Here is an 18,354-nt window from a genome sequence, read left to right on the forward strand (position 1 = left end):
GTCAGTCCTGTGGGGTCCAGGCGCCCGAGCCGCCGGAGCGGACCACGGTGTTTACCATGAACGCGCCGCCGTCGGCGGAGACGACCTCCCCGGTGACGTAGGAGGCGTCCTCGCCGAGCAGGAACGCGACGACGCCGGCGATCTCGTCCACGGTGCCGACGCGCCGCATCGGGGTGGTGCCGCCGCGCAGCGCCAGGGTCTGGGCGCGGTCGGCGTGGCCGGAGGCGGCGAAGATGCCGGTGGGGATCAGTCCGGGGGCGACCGCGTTCACCCGGATTCCCCGCGGCCCGCCGTACATGGCGGCGCCGCGCACCAGGCCCAGCAGTCCGTGCTTGGACGTCTGGTACGGCAGCTGGTCATCGGCCCCCCGCAGCGAGGAGATCGACGCGGTGACGACGACGGCCCCGCCGCCGTCCTGTTCCCGGTAGCGGCGGAAGGCGGCGCGCAGTCCGAGGAAGGATCCGCGCAGGTTCACCGCGATCACGTGATCGAAGTCGGCGGGGTCGACGTCGGGCAGGGGCGCCATTGTGCCGAGCACCCCGGCGTTCAGATGATGCAGGTCGATCCGCCCGAAACGATCCACGGCCGCGCGGATGTAGGCGTCCACCCCGGCTTCGGTGGAGACGTCGGCGGTCACCGCCACCGCCTCCCCCGGCAGCTCGCCCGCCACCCTGGCCGCCGACTCGCCGTCGACGTCGGCCACCACGACGTACGCCCCCTCCCGGGCGAGGCGGCGCGCGCTGGCGGCGCCGATCCCGCTGCCGCCGCCCGTGACGACGGCCACCTTCCCGGCGAACCTCCCGCCGGTCATGGCGTCACGCGGGCGACCTGGCCGCCCGCGCCGTCCAGGAGCGGGAAACGGCGCAGCACGTCCGGGTCGTGCCCGGCCACCAGCACTCGGCCGGGATCGGCGGCCATCTCGCGCAGCAGCTCGTACGCGCGGTAGGTGTCCGCCAGGTCGGTCAGGTAGGTGAACGGCCGGTCCAGCTCGATCTCCTCGTAGAAGTGGGCGGCGTCGGAGGTGAGAATGGCCTGCCCGCCCTCGACGGCCACCAGGACGACGAGCTGCCCGGGGGTGTGCCCGCCGACGGGCACCACCTCGATGCCGGGGGCGACGGTCACCGCCCGATCCACGAAGGTGGCGCGCCCCTGGTCGCGGATGTCCCCCAGGTGGGCCAGCTCGGCGGCCTCCGTCGTGTACGCGAACTGACGCCGCCCGGCGTACGGCCCGGTCCAGAAGTCGAACTCGGCGCGGCCCATCACGATCTCCGATTCGGGGAAGGCGGCCAGGTTGCCGATGTGGTCGTAGTGCGCGTGGGTGGCGATGACCTGCGGCGCGTCCTCGGGGCGCACCCCCAGGGCGGCCAGGGCGGCCATCGGCTCGGCCAGCTCGGTGCGCTGTTTCCGCTTGGTGGGGCCCGCGGCGGCGTACCCGGTGTCGATCACGACCGTGTGCTGCTCGTTCCTGGCCACCCAGAGGTAGAAGTCCATGTCGATCGGGCCGTCCGGCTCGCCGTACACATGGTGGTTGAGGAACATCTCGGCGCGGGAACCGGTACGGGTGGCGTACCGGATCGCGAGCACCTCGTAGCTCGCCGCGCCGGTCATGGGAAGAGCAGGGCGCCGGCGTTCGCCCCGAGCATGCGGCGGATGTCGTCCTCGGGCAGGCCGGCGTCGAGCAGGCCGCGCGCGCCGCGCCGGAACAGCGTCACCGGCAGCGGGTTGGTCTTCTGGCCGGAGTCGGAGGACAGCACGGTCTGTGCGGGACCGGCGGCCTTGATGAACGCCAGCAGCTCGCCGAGGTCGCGGCGGCGTTCCGGGCGGCCGAAGTACATCACCAGGCAGTGCTCGATGTGCGCGCCCTGGCGGGCCCACTCCGCGGCCTGCTCGGTGGAGGCGCCCACCACGAAGCAGGGGTGGTTGACCAGGATTCGGTCCACCCCCTCCTGCCGGGCCGCCCCGATCAGCTTGCTGGTCTCCGCCACGCCCAGGTGGCCGCAGGTCAGCACGGCCCGCTCGGCCGCGATGACGGACAGGATGTCGCGCACCTCGGGCAGCACTTCGCCGTCCTCGCCGAGAATGGTGATCACCGTGTCGGCGCGCAGCGCGACGGTGGGGGTGGGGAACCCGGTGTCGTGCGCGGCATGGTGCTGGATGTGCGCGGCCGAGGAGAGCGTGGGGAACCACACCACCCGCCCGCCCATCCGCAGGGCCAGCTCGACCGCGTACGGATTGAGGCCGCCGACGCTCCGGTTGAGCGCGACGCCGCCGCGTACCGCGATGGGCAGGTCGTCGAGCCCGGCCGGGCCGAGCGCCAGGATGTCGGTGACCATGCTGTGGTGGTGGGATTTGGCGACGATGGCCTTGAAGCCCGCGCCGGCCGCGTCCCTGGCCGCGTCGAGGATGGTCATCCGGCGCGGGAACGGGCTGGGGCCGGGGTGCTGGTGCAGGTCCACGGCCCCCACCAGCAGGGCGTCGGCTTCCGGGTCGGCGTCCAGCCGGTCGCCGTCCAGCTCGGGGTCGAGCAGGGTCATCAGTTCTCCTTGTTTCTCAAGTGCGGGGATCCCTGGTCACCAGAACCTGGTGGCCGGGATCCCAGTAGGCGATCACGCCGCCGCCGGGCCGGAGCTCGGCCCCGGTGGCGTCGGGCGGGAGCACGGCGCTGCCGGTGCTGCCGTGGCCGTAGTCGAGTTCGACCCGCTGGTGGGTGCCCTGGAAGTAGAGGCCGGTCACGGTCGCGGGCACCCGGTTGGCCCGCTCGGGCACCTCGCCGGGCGTGCCGGCCAGGCGCAGCCGTTCTGGGCGTACGACCAGGTCGTGCCCGGGTGGCGCGCTGTCGTCGGCGGCCCATTTGCAGCCGTGCCACTCGTAGCCGCCGCCCGGCCGCGGGCTCCCGTCGAACAGGTTCGACTCGCCCAGGAAGCGGGCCACGAACCGGGTGCCGGGGTTGCGGTAGAGGTCGGCGGGGGTGCCCACCTTCTCGATCCGCCCGTCGTTGAAGACGGCGATGCGGTCCGAGAGCGACATCGCCTCGTCCTGGTCGTGGGTGACGAAGACGAAGGTGAGTTTGAGCTCCTGGTGCAGCCGCTTGATCTCCTGCTGCAGGCTCTGCCTGAGCTTGCGGTCCAGGGCGCTGAGCGGCTCGTCCAGCAGCAGCACGCTGGGCGAGAAGACGACGGCCCTGGCCAGCGCGACCCGCTGCTGCTGCCCGCCGGAGAGTTCGTCGGGGCGGCGGCCGTCCATGCCGGTCAGGTCCACCAGTTCCAGCACCTCCGCCACCCGCCGCGCGATCTCGGCTTTGGGGACGCGGCGCTCGCGCAACGGGAAGGCGATGTTCTGGGCCACGGTCATGTGCGGGAACAGGGCGTAGTTCTGGAAGACCATGCCGAAGTTCCGCTTGTGCGGCGGGAGCGGCGCGATGTCGCGCCCGCCGAGCCGGATGCCGCCGGAGGTCACGTCGGTGAACCCGGCGATCATGTTGAGGGTGGTGGTCTTGCCCGATCCGCTGGGGCCGAGGAGGGTGAGGAACTCGCCGGAGGCGATGTCGAGGGTCACGTCGTCCACGACCAGCGGGCCGGAGCCGTACCGCTTGCACAGGCTGGTGAGTTCGATCCGCCCGCCGTCGGAGGTGGGAGTGGTCATCGCGGTGTTCCTCTTCTTCCTCGGCGCGCGCCGATCACCTGCCCGAGCAGGATGGGCACGCTGACCACCAGCACCATGAGGCTGGAGGCGGCCGAGATGGTCGGGTCGATCTGCACGGTCACGCTGTTGAACATCTGCACGGGCAGGGTGATGGCCGTGGGCGACTGCAGGAACAGCGCGATCACGACCTCGTCGAAGGAGGTGACGAACGCCAGGACCGCGCCGGAGAGCACGCCCGGCATGGCCAGCGGGAGGGTGACCTTCCTGAAGACCGAGAACGGGGTCGCGCCGAGGCTGCCGCCCGCCTTCTGCAGGGCCGGGTCCATGCCCTGCAGCCGCGCCGTCACCGCGATCACCACGAACGGCAGGGCCAGCGCGGTGTGCGCGAGCGCGATGCCGAACAGGCTGCCGGTGAGGCCGAGCCGCAGGAAGGCCGAGAAGATCACCAGGGCGATCAGGATGTTGGGGATGATGATCGGCGACAGCAGGAACCCGACGGCGAGCCCTCGGGCGCGTTCGCCCAGCCGGGTCACGCCGATCGCGGCGGCGGTGCCGAGCACGGTGGCGAACACCGCCGTGATCAGCCCCACCTGCAGCGAGTTCTGGATGGCGACGGTCCACTCGGGCGAGGTGAACAGCCGCTCGTACCACTCCAGGGACCAGCCCTCGGGCGGGAACCTGAAGGTCTTGGCCGAGGAGAAGCTCATCGGGAGGACGACCATCGTCGGCACGGTCAGGAAGAGCCCGATCAGCACCGCGACGATCTTCAGCCAGGGGCGGGCGGTCATCGGTCGTTCCTTCCGGCTATCGCGTGGGCCGCGCCGGCGGCGGCGCCGGGACCGGTCAGGCGGCGGCTGGCGGCCAGCACCGCCAGCGTGACCACCAGCATGAAGACGCCCATCGCGCCGGCTCCCCCGAAGTCGAGCAGCTCCCGGGTCCGTACGCTGATCACCTGGGCGATCAGCGAACTCTGCGGCGAGCCGAGCAGGGCGGGGGTGACGTAGAAGCCGAGCGCCAGCACGAAGACCAGCGACGCGCCCGCGGCGACGCCCGGCAGCGAGAGCGGGAAGTACACCTTGCGGAACGTGGCCAGCCGGCTGGCGCCCAGGCTCTGCCCGGCCAGCAGCAGCCGCCGGTCGATCTGCTGCATGACGCTGAACATGGGCAGCACCATGAACGGCAGCAGCACCTGCGTCATCGAGATGGCCACTGCGGTGGTCGTGCCGAGCAGGGTGACCTCGCCCAGCCCGACCAGGCCGAGCAGGCCCTGCACCACGCCGCCGTCCTGCATCAGCACCATCCAGGCGAAGTTGCGGGCCAGCATGCTGGTCCAGAACGGCACCAGCACGACCGTGATCATCACCGCCCGCGCGGTCTGCCCGGCCAGCGTCATCATGTACGCGTACGGGTAGGCCAGCGTCACCCCGGCCACCGTGACCACCAGCGCCACCAGCAGCGTGCGCCCCAGCACCCGCAGCGTGTAGCCGTCGGTGAAGAGCGAGGCGTAGTTGCCCAGGCCGGGCTCGGGGTCGGTGAAGCTGTCCAGCAGGATGCTCAGCAGCGGCAGCACGAAGAACAGGGTCAGCGCCACCAGGGCGGGCAGCAGGAGCAGCGGTCCCGCGGCCCGCCGCCGGCCGCCCGGTGCGGGCGACGGCGGGGCCTCCGGAGCGGCGGCGGTGGTGATGGCCGGCATCGGCTAGCTGACCTTCCAGCTCGTCCAGCGCTTCACGACGGCGTCGGTGTTGGCGATCCACCACGGCTTGTCCTGCTCCAGCAGCCGGCCGCGGTCGGGCAGGAAGGCGTTGAAGGACTTCTGCAGGTCGCTGTAGGCGATGCTGGAGATGTCCACGTCCGTCCGCGCGGGCGCGGTTCCGGTGAGCTCGGCGTACGCCTTGGCCTGGGCCGGCTCGGTCACGAAGGCGATGCCCTGCTGGGCCAGGGCCTTGTTGGGCGAGCCCTTCGGGATCACCAGGGCGCCGATGTCGGTGGTGGTGAAGTCCCACACCGCCTTCAGGTTGGCGCCGCTCTGGGCGGTCACGATCGACCGGGCGGTCACGGTGATCACCATCGAGCCCTGGCGGTCCACCAGCATCTGCTGCACGGCGCCGTAGCTGGGCGCGAAGACCAGCGAGTCCTTGATGGTGTCGAGTTTTCGGAAGGCCCGGTCCAGGTCCAGCGGGTAGACCTGGTCGGGGGCCACCCCGTCGGCGATCAGGGCGGCTTCCAGCAGGCCGCTCTTGGGGTAGTCCTGGACGATCCGCTTGCCGGGGAAGCGGGCCACGTCGAAGAAGTCGTCGATCTTGGTGGGCGGGTCGGCCTTGTAGTCGTCGGCGTTGTAGCTGAAGACGTTCGCGTACCGGTAGGTGGGGACGAAGCAGTCGTGGGTGGTGCCCGGGGGGAACTTGCTCCGGTCCAGGCTCGGGTCGTCGAGTTTCTCGTACAGTTCGCCGCAGTACGCGCCGGCGTAGATCCAGCTCATGTTGGCCAGGTCCCAGGTCGTCTTGCCGGCCGCCACCATGGCCTTGACCTGGGCCGGTTCGGCGGGGCTGACATTGACGAAGGTGGTGCCCGTCTTGGCGGTGAAGGGCTCCTGAAGGGCCTTCTTCTCATCGGCCTGGAACTGGCCGCCGGTGCTCGCCCAGGTCAGGGTCTTCGCCGCGGCCTCGGTTCCGCTCTGGCCGCCGCAGGCCGCCGTGGCGGCCAGGAGCGCGCCGGTCACCAGCAGGGTGCGCAGGTGTTCATGCCTCATGTTCTTGCCTTTCTAGAGCGATAGATCATCGCGCTCGCGCAGAGCGTCGGATGATCCCGGGTTCGCCCCCGATCACCCGCTTGTTTGTGACCGTTCCGGCCCTGGGGCCGATCCGGCTTGAGTGGTCAGTCGCCCGCGACTTCGAGCGAGGCCCGCAGCGCCTGGGTGATGGCCCGCGCGCCGTCGCGCAGGACCATCACCACGTCGCTGTCGTCCTCCTCGGGCACCAGCGAGGTCACGCCGACCACGGCCAGGGTGGCGACGACCATCCCGCCGGCGTCCCGGACGGGCACGGCGACCGCGCGCACGCCCTCCGAGGAGCTGGACCGGATCGCGACGCCGCTGCGGCGCACCTCCTCCAGCCCGCCGACCGGGTCCTGGGCGAGGTCCGCGGGTCTTTCGCGGTAGTGGCGGTGGAAGGACTCGTCCTGGAACGCGCGGAACACGCAGTCCTGGGCGGTCCCGGCCCGCAGCGTGCTGCCGACCCTTATGACGACGTGGGCGGTGCGGCTGCTGTCCTCGTGGACCTGGGCCACCACCGGGCACCGGCCGTTCCAGATGCTGAGCACGACCGTGTGCCGGACCCGGAGGCTGACCTGTTCCATCACCGGCCTGGCCAGGTTGACCACGCCCAGCCGGGACAGCGCCATCGTGCCCAGCTCGGCCAGCAGCGTGCCGAACTCGTAGCGGTTGCGGCTGCGGCGCTGCAGCAGCCCGTGATTCTCCATGGAGGCCAGGTAGCGGTGGGCCGTGGACTTGCCGACCTGCAGCTCCTGTGCCGCCGAGACCAGGTCGATGCTCCCGGCCTCGCCGAGCAGCCGCAGCAGTTGCACCACCCGGGCGACGACCTGGATGTCACCGCTGGGTATGTCCAGCCCCTCTTTCGCGGGCTTGGTCTCCTCAAGGTGGGATGCCACTGCGCGGGCCCTCCAATATGCGTTCTGTCCCGTACTTCGGGGCGGCTGTCCACTTATCCGATACGCCGGACTGTAGGGCACGCCCTTTGGGGTGCGTCAAGATTTCCAGAACATTTCACCTGGGAAACTTTTGCGCCGTATGGGGCTCTTGACGCGGTTCGTCGCCAAAGCCTACGGTCAAGCCGATCCCGACATGCAGGACATCCATCCCGCATAGCGGTGACACGAGAGATGGACAGGAGACCTCCATGCGCATGCTTGAACGGCTTCGCGACGCCGGCCGGTGCCTGGTCGGCACCTGGGTGAAGATCCCGGCGCTGGAGACCGTCGAACTGCTGGCCCGCGCGGGCTTCGACTTCGTCGTGGTCGACATGGAGCACAGCCCGATCAGCCTGGAGTCGGCCTACCGGGCCGTCCTCACCGCCCAGGGCCTGGGCCTGCACGCCCTGGTCCGGGTTCCCGACGCGGGCGGCAGCCACCTGCAGCGCGTGCTGGACACCGGCGCGGACGGCATCCTGGTGCCGCACGTCACCGGCCGCGCCGACGCCGAGCGCGCGATCGGCGGCATGCTCTTCCCGCCGCGCGGCACCCGGGGCCTGGGCACCACCTCCCGCGCCGGCGCCTGGGGGCTCGACGGCACCGCCGAATACCTCAGGCGCGGCGACGAGGAGACGCTGCGCATCCCCCAGCTGGAGGACCCGGGGGCGCTGGAGCAGGCCGAGGAGATCCTGGACACTCCCGGCCTGAACGGCGTCTTCCTCGGCATGGGCGACCTGACGCTCGCCACCGGCCTGCCCGCCGACGATCCCGGCCTGCGGCGGCACACCGACCGCCTGCTCGCCGGCGCCAAGGCCCGCGGCCTGCCCTGCGGCACCGCGGCCCGCGACGCCGCCGCCGCCCGGGCGGCGGCCGATCGGGGCTTCACCTTCGTCATGATCAGCAACGACGCGGGCATCTTCGGCCAGGCCGCGGCCGACTTGCGCGCCGCGGCCGGCCCGCTCCCCCTGCACTAACCCCCAGAGGAGACCATTCCCATGCCTTACGACCCCAGCGACGCGCGTTCCGCGCTGCCGGGAGCGACCGCCACCGCGCCGGCCGGTCCCGCCGCCGACGCCGACCACGTCAAGTTCTACGAACTGCCCCCCACCGCCACCGAAGGCGGCGCCCGCACCTGGTACGGCCGCAGCCAGCACCTCGTCATCGGCTACACCGACCTGGCCGGCGAAACCGAGTTCACCCTCCCCGGCGGCGGCGACGAGTCCGCGGTCCTGATGCCGGAAACCACCACCACCGCCCTGATCAGCCTGAACGGCGAGACCACGGAAGTCCCCGGCGGAACCCTCAGCTTCCTCCCCCCGGCCCAGGCCACGGTACGGCTCAGCGGCCACGGCCGGGTGGTCACGATCTTCACCGCGCGCACCGCACCGCCATGGGCCGCCGCCGCCAACGCCGAGTCCTACCGCGAACCGCACCCCAACGTCGCCCCCCTGACCGCCTGGCCCGACCCGGCCGGCGGCCCCCGGCTGCGCACCTACGACCTGGACGTGCCGGGCCTGGCCGAACCGCCGTTCCGGCTCTTCCGGTGCTCGACGTTCATGGTGAACTACATCCACCCGCGGACCGGCCCGCGCGACACCACCCGCATGTCCCCGCACAAGCACGACGACTTCGAGCAGTGCTCGCTGGTCCTGGAGGGCGACTACGTCCACCACCTGCGCTGGCCGTGGGGCACGGATCTGAGCGAGTGGCGAGACGACCAGCACGAGCGCTGCGGCAGCCCGTCGCTCACCGTCATCCCGCCGCCGGCGCTGCACACCAGCCAGGCGGTCGGCGCGGGCGTCAACCATCTGATCGACATCTTCGCGCCGCCCCGGCTGGACTTCTCGCGGATGGACGGCTGGGTGCTGAACGCGGCCGACTATCCGATGCCGGGCGAGGCGTGATGAGCAGGCTCCGGCTGTTCGAGACCAGTGAGCTGACCGCCCGGCAGTGGGCCATCTACGAGCGGCTGACCGGCGGGCGGCGGGTCGGCAGGACGCCGTACCCGATCGTCGACGAGGCGGGCCGGCTGCTGGGGCCCACCAACGCCTGGCTGCTCAGTCCCGCCCTCGGCGAGGCGTTCGAGATGCTCGGCGAGGCCATCAGGTTCGACCTGTCGGTCAGCCACCGGATCAGGGAGATCGTCACGTTCCTGGTCGCCCAGCACCGCGACAGCCCGTACGAGATCTACGCCCACCGCCTCACCGCGCCCGGCGCGGGGCTCTCCGAGACCGAGATCGAGAACCTGTGCGCGGGCCGCGACCCGGGCCTGACCGACGAGCGGGAACTCGTCGCGTACACGGTCACCCGCACTCTGATCGACTCCGGTGACCTCGACGAGGCCGCCTACGGGCAGGCGGTCGCCCTGCTCGGGGCGCAGGGCCTGTTCGAGATCACCGTGCTCGTCGGCTACTACCTGCTCACGGCCACGCAGCTCGCCGTCTTCGGCGTCACGCCGCCCAGCCCGTGAAAGGGGTCTGTGATGCCCGATAGCGCGATCGGCGCAGTCGCGATCATCGGCGGCGGGTTCGGCGGCATCGCCGCCGCGGTCAAACTGCGGCAGGCCGGAATCGACGACTTCACCGTCTTCGAGCAGTCGCCGGGCCCCGGCGGCACCTGGTGGGACAACCGCTACCCCGGCTGCGAGGTGGACATCCCCTCCCACGCCTACTCCTTCTCCTTCGCCCCGCGCGACTGGCCGCGCACCCACGCCACCCAGCCGGAGCTGCGCGAGTACGCCGAGTCGGTGGTGGAGCAGTTCCGGCTGAGAGCCCGGTTCCGCTTCGGCGTCCGGGTGGAGTCGGTGACCTGGGACGAGGCGTCCGGATGCCACCGGGTGCGCACCAGCGACGGCGCGGAGCGGCCCTACCGCTTCGTCATCAGCGCGGTCGGCCTGCTGAACGTGCCGCGCTACCCGGCGTGGCCGGGGCTGGACACCTTCGAGGGGACCAGTTTCCACACCTCCCGGTGGGATCAGGAAGTGGATCTCACCGGCCGGCGGGTCGCCATCGTCGGCACCGGCTCGACCGCGGTCCAGATCGTGCCGGCCATCGCCGCGCAGGTCGAGCGGCTGCGGGTCTTCCAGCGGGAGCCCGGCTGGGTGGAGCCGAAGGGCGAGCGGGCCTTCACCCCCGCGGAACGGGCCCGCTTCCGGCGTTTCCCCGCGCTGCGCAGGCTCTACCGGTTCAGGCTCTTCCTGCAGTCGGCGCGCCGGTTCAAGGGTTATGACCTGGCCGGGCGGGAGCAGCGCCGGATGCGCGAGCGATGCCTGCGCTACATCGGCGCCGCCATCGACGACCCGGCCGTGCGCGCGACCGTGACCCCCGCCTACCCGTGGGGCTGCAAACGCCCGATCTTCGCCAGCGGCTTCTATCCCGCCCTGAACCGCCCGAACGTCGAGCTGGTCCCCCACGCGATCAAGGAGGTCACCCCCAAGGGCGTCGTCGACGACCTCGGCGTCGAGCACGAGGCCGACGTCCTCATCCTGAGCACCGGCTTCCAGCCGACCCGCTTCCTGTCCCAGTTCACCGTGACCGGCCGCGACGGCACGGACCTCCAGGACTTCTGGGGCGACCGCCCGCGCGCCTTCCTGGGCGTCACCGTGCCCGGCTTCCCCAACTTCTTCATCCTGTACGGCCCGAACACCAACGGCGGCTTCTCCATCATCGCCCAGCTCGAACGCCAGGCCGAAGTGGCGGTGCGCGCCATCCGCACCGTGCTCCGCAGACGCGCCAAAGCGGTCGACACCCGCCCCGAGGTCCTGGACCGCCACGTGCGCTGGCTGGACCGCCAGCTCGCAGATCACGCCTCAGCGATGGACTCCGGCTGCCACAACTACTACCACTCGCCGTCGGGCGCGAACGTCACCCAGTGGCCGCGCACCCACTTCGTCTACTACCTGCTCTGCCGGACCCTGCCGCGGGCCGCGCTGATCTACCAGGGACGGTCATGAGTTACGAAGTTCTCGCGGTCCGCTACGCGACCCGGCACACCCGGGCGAGCCACCTGTACGCCAACAGCTGGATATATGGCGAACCCGACCGCGATGTCCGGATGGACTACTACTTCTGGCTGGTGCGCGGCGGCGGCCGGACCATCATGGTGGACACCGGTTTCACCCCGGAGGTCGGCGACGCGCGCGGCCGGACCACGCTGTGCCCCGTGCCGGAGGCGCTGGCCCGCCTGGGCGTGAACCCCGCCGACGTCGACGCCGTCGTCCTCACGCACGGCCACTACGACCACGCCGGCCAGACCGGCCTCTTCCCGCGCGCCGAGATCGCGATCAGCGACCGCGAGCTGACGTTCTGGACCGGGCCCTACGCGGGCCGCCCCCAGTTCGCGCACGCCGTCGAAGCCGCCGACATCCAGGCGCTGCGCCACCTCGACGACGCCGGCCGGATCACCCGGCTCGGCGACCGCCACCCGCTCGCCCCCGGCGTCGAAATCGTCGAAGTCGGCGGGCACACCCCCGGCCAGCTCGTCGCCCTGGTGGACGGCGAGGGCGGCCCGGTGCTGCTCGCCTCCGACGCCGTCCACTACTACGACGAACTCGGCCTCGACCGGCCGTTCGCCGTCTTCGCGAACCTGACCGGCATGTACCGGGGCCTCGACACCGTCCGCGAACTGGCGGGAGCGGACGTCGCCGTCGTCGCCGGGCACGACCCGGACGTGCTGACCCGGTTCACCCCCTGGGATCGGGCCGACCCGGGCTTCGCGGTCCGCGTCAGCTGACCCGCCAGAAAGGAGATATACGTGCACAGGAGATTCGAGGACAGGGTCGCCGTGGTCACCGGCGCCGGGTCCGGCATCGGCGCGGCCACGGCCAGACGCCTGTCGGCGGAGGGCGCGTCGGTGGTCGTGGTCGACCTCGCCGGGGACGCCGCCCGCCACGTCGCGGCGGCGCTGCCCGGTCCCGCGCTGGCGGTCCAGGCGGACGTCTCGCGCGAGGAGGACACCGAGGCGTATCTGGCCTCGGCCGTGGACCGGTTCGGCCGCGTCGACCTGCACCATCTGAACGCGGGCGTGATCGGCACCTTCGACCGGCTGCCCGACATCGCGATCGAGGACTTCGACCGGGTCGTGGCGGTCAACCTGCGCGGCGTGTTCCTGGGCGTGCGGGGCGCGTTCCGCCGGTACGCGGCGCAGGGCAGCGGCGGTGCCATCGTCATCACCGCGTCCATCGCGAGCCTGCGCGGCAGCCATGACCTGCTGCCGTACGAGTCGTCCAAGCATGGCGTGCTCGGCGTCATGCGCGGCGCCGCCATGTACGGCGGCCCGCAGGGCGTGCGGGTGAACGCCGTCGCGCCCGGCCTCGTCCCGACCGGCCTGTTCGCCGGCTCCGGCGGCGTCTCCGGAGCCGGTGACGATCTGGCGCGGCGCGGCGCCACCGTCCCGCAGCGCCGTACCGGCACGCCCGAGGAGGTCGCCGCGGCCGTGACCTACCTGCTCAGCGACGACGCCTCCTACGTGAACGGCGAGGTGCTCTCGGTGGACGGCGGCTCGGCCTGGGTGAACACCGTACGCCCCGGCGGCGGGGCGGGCGCCTGGGATCCGGGCCCGGTCGACGCCGCCGCCCGCGTGATCGTGGAGCGGGCCCGATGAACGACACTCATGGAGCAGACCCGATGAACGGCACCGGCTTCATCGGCCTCGGGAACATGGGCGGCCGGATCACCCGGCGGCTGGTCGAGGCGGGCCACTCCGTCCTCGGGTACGACCCGGCGGCGGGCGCGGCCGAACGCGCCGGCGCGACCCCCGCCGCCGACGTCGCCGAGGTCGCCCGTGAAAACGATCTGGTTCTGCTCTCCCTGCCTGACAGCCGGGCGGTGGAGGCCGTGGTGCTCGGCGAGGACGGCGTGCTCGCCCACGCCCGGCCCGGTCAGATCGTCGTGGACCTCAGCACCGCGGCCCCCGACTCGACCCGGCGCATCGCCGCGGCCCTGGCCGGCCGTGACGCCCGCTACCTGGACGCCGGCATCTCCGGCGGCGCGGCCGGCGCGGAGAAGGGCGTCCTGACCCTCATGGTGGGCGGCGAGGAACAGGCCCTGGACCAGGCCCGCCCCACGCTGACGGCCTTCGCCGCGAAGATCTTCCACATGGGGCCGTCCGGCACCGGCCATTCGGCCAAGCTGCTGAACAACTTCCTGAACGCGGTCAGCCTGGCGGCCACCAGCGAAGTCATGGTCGCCGCTCGCAAAGCCGGCCTGGACCTGCGCACGCTCCTGGACGTGCTCAACTCCTCCAGCGGCGCGAACTGGGCCACCGCCAACCGCTTCCCGCACATCGTCGAAGGCGACTACCTGGAGGGCGGGCTCACCTCCACCCTGATGACCAAGGACGTGATCCTCTACGTCGACCACCTGCGCGCCCTCGGCGTGCCGTCGCTGAACTCGGCGGGCCCGCTCGCCAGCTTCGGCCTCGCCGCCAACCTGGGCTACGCCGACCAGATCAGCAACCGCGTCGTGGACGCCATCGGCGACATCACCGGCGGCGTCCGCCTGCACGACGAGCCCGAAGGAACGGTGACCACATGAGAGACAAGCCCAAGAAGCGGCGCCCACGATGAGAATCGTGCGCGGCCACGCCGAGGGGACGGCCTCCGTCCTCAAATCCGACACCTTCGTCGGCACGGTCTGGGCCGACTCGGTCCTGCCGACGACCGACGGCAACACCATCAACATCGTCACCTTCACCCCCGGCGCCAGGACCAACTGGCACGAACACACCCACGGCCAGATCCTGCAGGTACTGGCCGGCCAGGGCTGGGTCTGCACCGAAGGGGAACACCCCCGCCCACTACTGCCCGGCGACACCGTCTGGGTCCCCCCGGGCGAACGCCACTGGCACGGCGCGACCGAGACCACGCTGCTGACCCACACCGCCATCTCCATCGGCCCCACCCGCTGGTACGGCGAGGTCCGCGACGAGGACTACCCAACCGAGGAGTCACGATGAACCCCGAACGCTTCGAGGCCGGCCTGGCGATGCGCAAGAAAGTACTCGGCACCGAGCACGTCGAACGCTCACTCGCCGCGGTGAGCGACTTCAGCCGCCCCGTGCAGGAACTGGTGACCGAATACTGCTGGGGCGAAATCTGGACCCGCGAGGGCCTCGACCCGCGCACCCGCAGCCTGCTCAACCTCGCCATGCTCACCGCCCTCAACCGCGGCCACGAATTCGCCGTCCACGTGCGCGGCGCGATCGCCAACGGCGTCACCGAGTCAGAAATCCAAGAGGCCCTACTACAGGCCGCCGTCTACGTCGGCGCCCCCGCCGCCCTGGAATCCTTCCGCATCGCGGAACGAACCCTCACGGAACTACGCGAGCAGGGCGTGACAATCCCATGAAGACCCCAGCCGAGCCGATACGGCCTGGGGCCATGGCTGGCACCGTCACAGCCCCCGCTGAACCATCAGCCAAACCGGTACAGCCCGGGGCCGTGGTCGGTTTCATCGGGCTGGGCAGGATGGGCCTGCCGATGGCCATCCGGCTGGCCTCGGCCGGCTACCGCGTCCGGGCGTACGACATGGCCGAGACGGCCCGCCGGGCCGCCCCCGCGGGCATCGATGTCACTGGGGACGTCACGGCGGTGGCCGAGGGCGCCGATGCGGTGGTGCTGATGCTGCCCGACTCCGACGTGGTGGCGGCGGTGCTGGACGACGCGGGCCTGCTCGCCGCCGTCGCCCCCGGCACCGTGCTGATCGACATGGGCTCCTCGCAGCCGCTGCGCACCCGCGAACTGGCCGCGCGAGCCGCCGAACGGCAAGCGCGCCTGGTCGACGCGCCCGTCTCCGGCGGCGTCAAGGGCGCGGTCGACGGAACCCTCACCATCATGGCCGGCGGCGACCCCGGCGACCTCGCCCGGGTCTCCCCGCTCCTGGCGATCCTGGGCGGCCGGATGCTCCGGCTCGGTCCGGCCGGAGCCGGGCACGCGATGAAGGCGCTGAACAACCTGATGTCCGCCACCCACCTGCTCATCACCGCCGAGGCCCTGCTCGCCGGGCAACGTTTCGGCCTCGACCCGGAAACCATGCTGACGGCCGTGAACGGCTCCAGCGGGCGCAGCGGCTCAACCGAGAACAAATGGCCGAACTTCGTCCTCCCCGGCACCTTCGACTCAGGCTTCGCCCTGCGCCTGATGCTCAAGGACATGCGCATCGCGGTCGAACTCGCCGAAGCGACCGGCATCGCATCACGACTCGGCCGCGCCTCCACCGACCTGTGGTCAGACGCGGCCGACCACCTACCTCCCACCGCCGACCACACCGAAATCGTCCGGCGCCTGCACCAGATCCAGCAGGACAACGAAGTGACCTGACGGCCGCCGCAGCTCCTCCCCCGGGGCATCACCTGCCGCCACACGCGAGACGATGCGGCAACTCGATGAACCGGACCCGGTAGTACGACCCCTGGCGGCTGGTGTTCGAGCCAGCCGGTGAGACGTCGCTCCGCCGGGCGGACATTGAGGTGAGCGCGTGGTGCGGTGATGCTTTACCGTGCGGACACGTGGCATCAGCGGGTGCTGAGGTGGTGCTCTACCGTGCGGACACGTGCGTCGTGCCGGACGGGGTAGTGCGAGTTGTGTTCGGGCCGACGTGTGAGGCGTCGCTCTACCGGGAGAGCGCGTGAGGTCAGCGGGTGGCGAGTACTTCGGCGAGTCGGTCCATGGACTCGCGGCCGCCCCTTGCGCCGTCCGCGCGCACGATCGCGTCGCGGGCCTCCACCGACTGGTGCACGGACTGGGCGATGTACGTCGTTCTGCCCTCGGTTTCGACGAGGGTGACGGTCTCCAGTGCCACGTCGGCCGGTGCGCCCTCGAACGCCCAGGTGCGGACGAAGCGCTCCGGGGCGACGATGTCGTGGTAGACGCCGCCGAAGGCGTACTCGATGCCGTCGGTGTCGATGTTGAGGCAGCGCCAGTGGCCGCCGGGTCGGACCTCCATGCGGTCGACGCGGGTGGTGAGGGAACGTGGCCCCCACCAGCGCGGCAGCAGTTCCGGGTCGGTGATGACCCGGAACACCAGCTCGCGGGGTGCGTCGAAGACGCGGGTCATGACGATGTCCTGGCGGCCGGGTTCGATGACGAACGCGGTGTCACTCATGGTCGTCCTTCCTGCTGGATCTGCTTGATCTCCCGGTCGAGGCGGTCGAACCTGTCGGTCCAGTTGCCCCGGTAGCGGGCGATCCATTCCGAGGCGCCGTCCAGCGGGGCCGTCTCCAGGCGGCAGGGCCGCCACTGGGCGTCGCGCCCCCTGCTGATGAGCCCGGCCCGCTCCAGCACCTTGAGGTGTTTGGAGACCGCCTGAAGGCTCATGTCGAACGGCTCGGCCAGTTCGTTGACCGTCGCCTCGCCGTCGGCCAGCCGGGCCAGGATCGCACGCCTGGTCGGGTCGGCCAGGGCGGCGAAGGTGAGGCTGAGCTGGTCGTCCGGCATCCGGGGTCCTTCGGGGTCCTTCGAAAAGGGGTCAGTAGTCGACGATCGCGCCGCAGGAGAGGTTGACGGTCGCCGAGGTCATGGTCCTGGCCCGGTCGGAGGCCACGAACGCGGCCACGTTCCCCACGTCGGCCAGGGTAGCGGTCCGCCTCAGCAGGGTCGATTCGGTCAGGCTCGCGGCCAGTTCGTCCCTGTCGGCGAAGTCGGCGGGCAGGCTTTCCGGCACGCCGCCGGTGACCATGGTGACGACGCGGATGCCGTACCGGCCGGCCTCGCAGGCCCACTGCCGCCGCATGCCCTCCATGGCGTCGAGCGCCACCTTGAAGCCGCCCAGGCCGGGAATCGTCTGGGGGCCGCTGCCGCCGAACATCAGGATCACCCCGGACCCGCGCGGGATCATGTGCCGGACGGCGGCCCTGGTGGTCAGGAACTGAGTTCTCGCGGCGTTCGCGATCGGCCGCGCGAACTCCTCGGCGGTGATCTCCATCAGCGGCCGCTGCACGTCCTGGATGTCGATGGCGTTGAAGGATACGTCGATGCCGCCGGCCCGCTCGGCGACCGTGCCGGCGAAGGCGTCGACGGCCTCTTCGTCCAGCGCGTCGACCAGCGCCGCCTCGGCCGCGCCGCCGGCCGAGCGGATGTCGGCGGCGACCTTGTCGAGCGTGGCGGAGGTGCGACCGGCCAGGAAGACGCGGGCCCCCTCGCGGGCGAAGCCCCTGGCCGCCGCACCACCGATCGAGCCCCCGGCACCGTACACCACAGCGATCTTGTTCTCGAGGATCATGCTATTCAACCTCCCGGTTAATTAACTTGTGGGTTGAATATAGAGCCCTCAGCCAGTCACGTCAAAATCGCCCACCGGGCTGCCCGGTCAGGTTGTCGCGCGGACCAGGCGGCAGACGTCGGCCGGCACGAGCGGGTCGTGCCGCCGCCAGAGCCCGGCGGTCACGGCCTGCTCCTGGCGGACGTGCTCGGCCACCTTCAGGCCGTGTACGGCCAGCGTCGCCGACAGTTCTTCCGGAGTGAAGAAGCTCAGCCACGGCTCCCCTCGCTCAGCGGAGGCCGCCATGGCGATTCCGGCGTAGGAGGCGCCCCGGTCGTCGCGCAGGGCGGGCGGCAGGGCATACTCCATGATCAGTTCGCTGCCCGGGGAGAGGCGGCCGATCTCGGCGAGCGTGGCGGCGATCGCCTCGCCGGTCAGGTACATGCTGACGCCCAGCCAGCTCACCAAGGCGGGCCGGGCGGGATCGAAGCCGCCGGAAACCAGTCGCCGGCCGAGGGTGTCGCTTTCGAAGTCGGCCCCGACGAAGGCCAGGCCGCCCGGCGGGGTGATCCCCGCGGCCGCCAGCAGGCCGCGCTTCCATCGCTGGGTGGCCGGATGGTCGACTTCGAAGACCGCGAGCTGCGCGGCCAGGGGCGAACGGTAGGCGAAAGTGTCCAGTCCCGCGCCGAGGATGACGTACTGGGTGAGGCCGCGGGACGCCAGTTCGGCCAGGCGGCGCTCGGTGTAATGGCTTCGGGTGGTGACCTGTGCGCGGACGCCCGACAGGATCAAGTGGTCGCCGTAGGTCCGG

22 protein-coding genes are annotated in these 18,354 nt (G+C 71.4%); 10 read left to right on the forward strand and 12 right to left on the reverse strand.

The features are described from left to right. Position 1: 1 nt before the first annotated feature. The 8 genes from Acor_RS14770 to Acor_RS14805 form a co-directional block, all read right to left on the reverse strand. Positions 2-811: an SDR family NAD(P)-dependent oxidoreductase gene (locus tag Acor_RS14770; protein ID WP_155337202.1), complete on the reverse strand. Its 810-nt coding sequence runs from the start codon at positions 809-811 to the stop codon at positions 2-4. Then, entirely contained in the window at positions 808-1,608 is an 801-nt protein-coding gene (locus tag Acor_RS14775) for an N-acyl homoserine lactonase family protein (protein ID WP_155337203.1), read from the reverse strand. Before Acor_RS14775 ends, Acor_RS14770 begins: the two co-directional genes overlap by 4 nt. Continuing rightward, on the reverse strand, positions 1,605-2,534 hold the full coding sequence (locus tag Acor_RS14780; protein WP_218034286.1) for a DUF6282 family protein: 930 nt from the start codon (positions 2,532-2,534) through the stop codon (positions 1,605-1,607). The genes Acor_RS14775 and Acor_RS14780 overlap by 4 nt, the downstream gene beginning before the upstream one ends. A gap of 16 nt (positions 2,535-2,550) precedes the next feature. Continuing rightward, the gene (locus Acor_RS14785; RefSeq protein ID WP_155337204.1) at positions 2,551-3,642 is read right to left on the reverse strand and encodes an ABC transporter ATP-binding protein; all 1,092 of its coding nucleotides are present in this window, start codon (positions 3,640-3,642) and stop codon (positions 2,551-2,553) included. Next, positions 3,639-4,430, reverse strand: a complete 792-nt coding sequence (locus Acor_RS14790; RefSeq protein WP_155337205.1) for an ABC transporter permease — start codon at positions 4,428-4,430, stop codon at positions 3,639-3,641. Before Acor_RS14790 ends, Acor_RS14785 begins: the two co-directional genes overlap by 4 nt. Further along, entirely contained in the window at positions 4,427-5,335 is a 909-nt protein-coding gene (locus Acor_RS14795; protein ID WP_155337206.1) for an ABC transporter permease, read from the reverse strand. Before Acor_RS14795 ends, Acor_RS14790 begins: the two co-directional genes overlap by 4 nt. A 3-nt stretch (positions 5,336-5,338) precedes the next feature. Next, positions 5,339-6,391, reverse strand: a complete 1,053-nt coding sequence (locus Acor_RS14800) for an extracellular solute-binding protein (protein ID WP_155337207.1) — start codon at positions 6,389-6,391, stop codon at positions 5,339-5,341. A gap of 125 nt (positions 6,392-6,516) precedes the next feature. Further along, positions 6,517-7,308, reverse strand: a complete 792-nt coding sequence (locus Acor_RS14805; protein WP_170316938.1) for an IclR family transcriptional regulator — start codon at positions 7,306-7,308, stop codon at positions 6,517-6,519. A 248-nt stretch (positions 7,309-7,556) separates the two neighbouring features. Between Acor_RS14805 and Acor_RS14810 the strand changes: the two genes are divergently transcribed. From Acor_RS14810 to Acor_RS14855, 10 genes are all read left to right on the forward strand, one after another. Next, positions 7,557-8,321, forward strand: coding sequence for an HpcH/HpaI aldolase family protein (locus tag Acor_RS14810; protein ID WP_155337209.1), 765 nt, complete (start codon positions 7,557-7,559; stop codon positions 8,319-8,321). Between the two features lie 21 nt (positions 8,322-8,342). After that, positions 8,343-9,251, forward strand: coding sequence for a cupin domain-containing protein (locus Acor_RS14815; RefSeq protein WP_155337210.1), 909 nt, complete (start codon positions 8,343-8,345; stop codon positions 9,249-9,251). Further along, complete coding sequence (locus Acor_RS14820) at positions 9,251-9,817, forward strand: carboxymuconolactone decarboxylase family protein (RefSeq protein WP_155337211.1); 567 nt, start codon at positions 9,251-9,253, stop codon at positions 9,815-9,817. Before Acor_RS14815 ends, Acor_RS14820 begins: the two co-directional genes overlap by 1 nt. 12 nt (positions 9,818-9,829) lie before the next feature. After that, positions 9,830-11,299, forward strand: coding sequence for a flavin-containing monooxygenase (locus tag Acor_RS14825; protein ID WP_155337212.1), 1,470 nt, complete (start codon positions 9,830-9,832; stop codon positions 11,297-11,299). After that, complete coding sequence (locus Acor_RS14830) at positions 11,296-12,078, forward strand: N-acyl homoserine lactonase family protein (RefSeq protein ID WP_155337213.1); 783 nt, start codon at positions 11,296-11,298, stop codon at positions 12,076-12,078. The genes Acor_RS14825 and Acor_RS14830 overlap by 4 nt, the downstream gene beginning before the upstream one ends. Positions 12,079-12,099: 21 nt before the next feature. Next, positions 12,100-12,948 carry an SDR family NAD(P)-dependent oxidoreductase gene (locus tag Acor_RS14835; protein WP_155337214.1) on the forward strand — a complete coding sequence of 283 codons (849 nt, stop codon included), beginning with the start codon at positions 12,100-12,102 and terminating at the stop codon, positions 12,946-12,948. Continuing rightward, positions 12,945-13,880 carry an NAD(P)-dependent oxidoreductase gene (locus tag Acor_RS14840; protein ID WP_218034287.1) on the forward strand — a complete coding sequence of 312 codons (936 nt, stop codon included), beginning with the start codon at positions 12,945-12,947 and terminating at the stop codon, positions 13,878-13,880. Before Acor_RS14835 ends, Acor_RS14840 begins: the two co-directional genes overlap by 4 nt. A gap of 28 nt (positions 13,881-13,908) precedes the next feature. Then, positions 13,909-14,301 carry a cupin domain-containing protein gene (locus Acor_RS14845; protein WP_155337215.1) on the forward strand — a complete coding sequence of 131 codons (393 nt, stop codon included), beginning with the start codon at positions 13,909-13,911 and terminating at the stop codon, positions 14,299-14,301. Then, complete coding sequence (locus Acor_RS14850; protein WP_155337216.1) at positions 14,298-14,693, forward strand: carboxymuconolactone decarboxylase family protein; 396 nt, start codon at positions 14,298-14,300, stop codon at positions 14,691-14,693. Before Acor_RS14845 ends, Acor_RS14850 begins: the two co-directional genes overlap by 4 nt. A gap of 92 nt (positions 14,694-14,785) precedes the next feature. Beyond that, the gene (locus Acor_RS14855; protein ID WP_218034288.1) at positions 14,786-15,664 is read left to right on the forward strand and encodes an NAD(P)-dependent oxidoreductase; all 879 of its coding nucleotides are present in this window, start codon (positions 14,786-14,788) and stop codon (positions 15,662-15,664) included. Positions 15,665-15,977: 313 nt separating this feature from the next. On the opposite strand, the gene Acor_RS14860 is transcribed toward Acor_RS14855, so the two are convergent. The 4 genes from Acor_RS14860 to Acor_RS14875 form a co-directional block, all read right to left on the reverse strand. After that, positions 15,978-16,448, reverse strand: a complete 471-nt coding sequence (locus Acor_RS14860) for an SRPBCC family protein (protein ID WP_155337218.1) — start codon at positions 16,446-16,448, stop codon at positions 15,978-15,980. Beyond that, positions 16,445-16,780: an ArsR/SmtB family transcription factor gene (locus Acor_RS14865; RefSeq protein WP_155337219.1), complete on the reverse strand. Its 336-nt coding sequence runs from the start codon at positions 16,778-16,780 to the stop codon at positions 16,445-16,447. The genes Acor_RS14860 and Acor_RS14865 overlap by 4 nt, the downstream gene beginning before the upstream one ends. A gap of 31 nt (positions 16,781-16,811) precedes the next feature. After that, entirely contained in the window at positions 16,812-17,564 is a 753-nt protein-coding gene (locus Acor_RS14870; RefSeq protein WP_155337220.1) for an SDR family NAD(P)-dependent oxidoreductase, read from the reverse strand. An 87-nt stretch (positions 17,565-17,651) separates the two neighbouring features. Then, positions 17,652-18,335: a class I SAM-dependent methyltransferase gene (locus tag Acor_RS14875; RefSeq protein ID WP_246238652.1), complete on the reverse strand. Its 684-nt coding sequence runs from the start codon at positions 18,333-18,335 to the stop codon at positions 17,652-17,654. Between the last annotated feature and the right edge of the window lie 19 nt (positions 18,336-18,354).

Source organism: Acrocarpospora corrugata (genome assembly GCF_009687845.1).
In the GTDB taxonomy this organism is placed as follows: Bacteria; Actinomycetota; Actinomycetes; order Streptosporangiales; family Streptosporangiaceae; genus Acrocarpospora; species Acrocarpospora corrugata.

Bases quoted from the DNA above. Each gene is read 5' to 3' on its own strand.
- Acor_RS14860 (WP_155337218.1), bottom strand. From the start codon at position 16,448: ATGAGTGACACCGCGTTCGTCATCGAACCCGGCCGCCAGGACATCGTC.
- Acor_RS14820 (WP_155337211.1), top strand. From the start codon at position 9,251: ATGAGCAGGCTCCGGCTGTTCGAGACCAGTGAGCTGACCGCCCGGCAG.
- Acor_RS14790 (WP_155337205.1), bottom strand. From the start codon at position 4,430: ATGACCGCCCGCCCCTGGCTGAAGATCGTCGCGGTGCTGATCGGGCTC.
- Acor_RS14815 (WP_155337210.1), top strand. From the start codon at position 8,343: ATGCCTTACGACCCCAGCGACGCGCGTTCCGCGCTGCCGGGAGCGACC.
- Acor_RS14795 (WP_155337206.1), bottom strand. From the start codon at position 5,335: ATGCCGGCCATCACCACCGCCGCCGCTCCGGAGGCCCCGCCGTCGCCC.
- Acor_RS14810 (WP_155337209.1), top strand. From the start codon at position 7,557: ATGCGCATGCTTGAACGGCTTCGCGACGCCGGCCGGTGCCTGGTCGGC.
- Acor_RS14870 (WP_155337220.1), bottom strand. From the start codon at position 17,564: ATGATCCTCGAGAACAAGATCGCTGTGGTGTACGGTGCCGGGGGCTCG.
- Acor_RS14845 (WP_155337215.1), top strand. From the start codon at position 13,909: ATGAGAATCGTGCGCGGCCACGCCGAGGGGACGGCCTCCGTCCTCAAA.
- Acor_RS14775 (WP_155337203.1), bottom strand. From the start codon at position 1,608: ATGACCGGCGCGGCGAGCTACGAGGTGCTCGCGATCCGGTACGCCACC.
- Acor_RS14850 (WP_155337216.1), top strand. From the start codon at position 14,298: ATGAACCCCGAACGCTTCGAGGCCGGCCTGGCGATGCGCAAGAAAGTA.
- Acor_RS14830 (WP_155337213.1), top strand. From the start codon at position 11,296: ATGAGTTACGAAGTTCTCGCGGTCCGCTACGCGACCCGGCACACCCGG.
- Acor_RS14840 (WP_218034287.1), top strand. From the start codon at position 12,945: ATGAACGACACTCATGGAGCAGACCCGATGAACGGCACCGGCTTCATC.
- Acor_RS14865 (WP_155337219.1), bottom strand. From the start codon at position 16,780: ATGCCGGACGACCAGCTCAGCCTCACCTTCGCCGCCCTGGCCGACCCG.
- Acor_RS14800 (WP_155337207.1), bottom strand. From the start codon at position 6,391: ATGAGGCATGAACACCTGCGCACCCTGCTGGTGACCGGCGCGCTCCTG.
- Acor_RS14770 (WP_155337202.1), bottom strand. From the start codon at position 811: ATGACCGGCGGGAGGTTCGCCGGGAAGGTGGCCGTCGTCACGGGCGGC.
- Acor_RS14780 (WP_218034286.1), bottom strand. From the start codon at position 2,534: ATGACCCTGCTCGACCCCGAGCTGGACGGCGACCGGCTGGACGCCGAC.
- Acor_RS14785 (WP_155337204.1), bottom strand. From the start codon at position 3,642: ATGACCACTCCCACCTCCGACGGCGGGCGGATCGAACTCACCAGCCTG.
- Acor_RS14825 (WP_155337212.1), top strand. From the start codon at position 9,830: ATGCCCGATAGCGCGATCGGCGCAGTCGCGATCATCGGCGGCGGGTTC.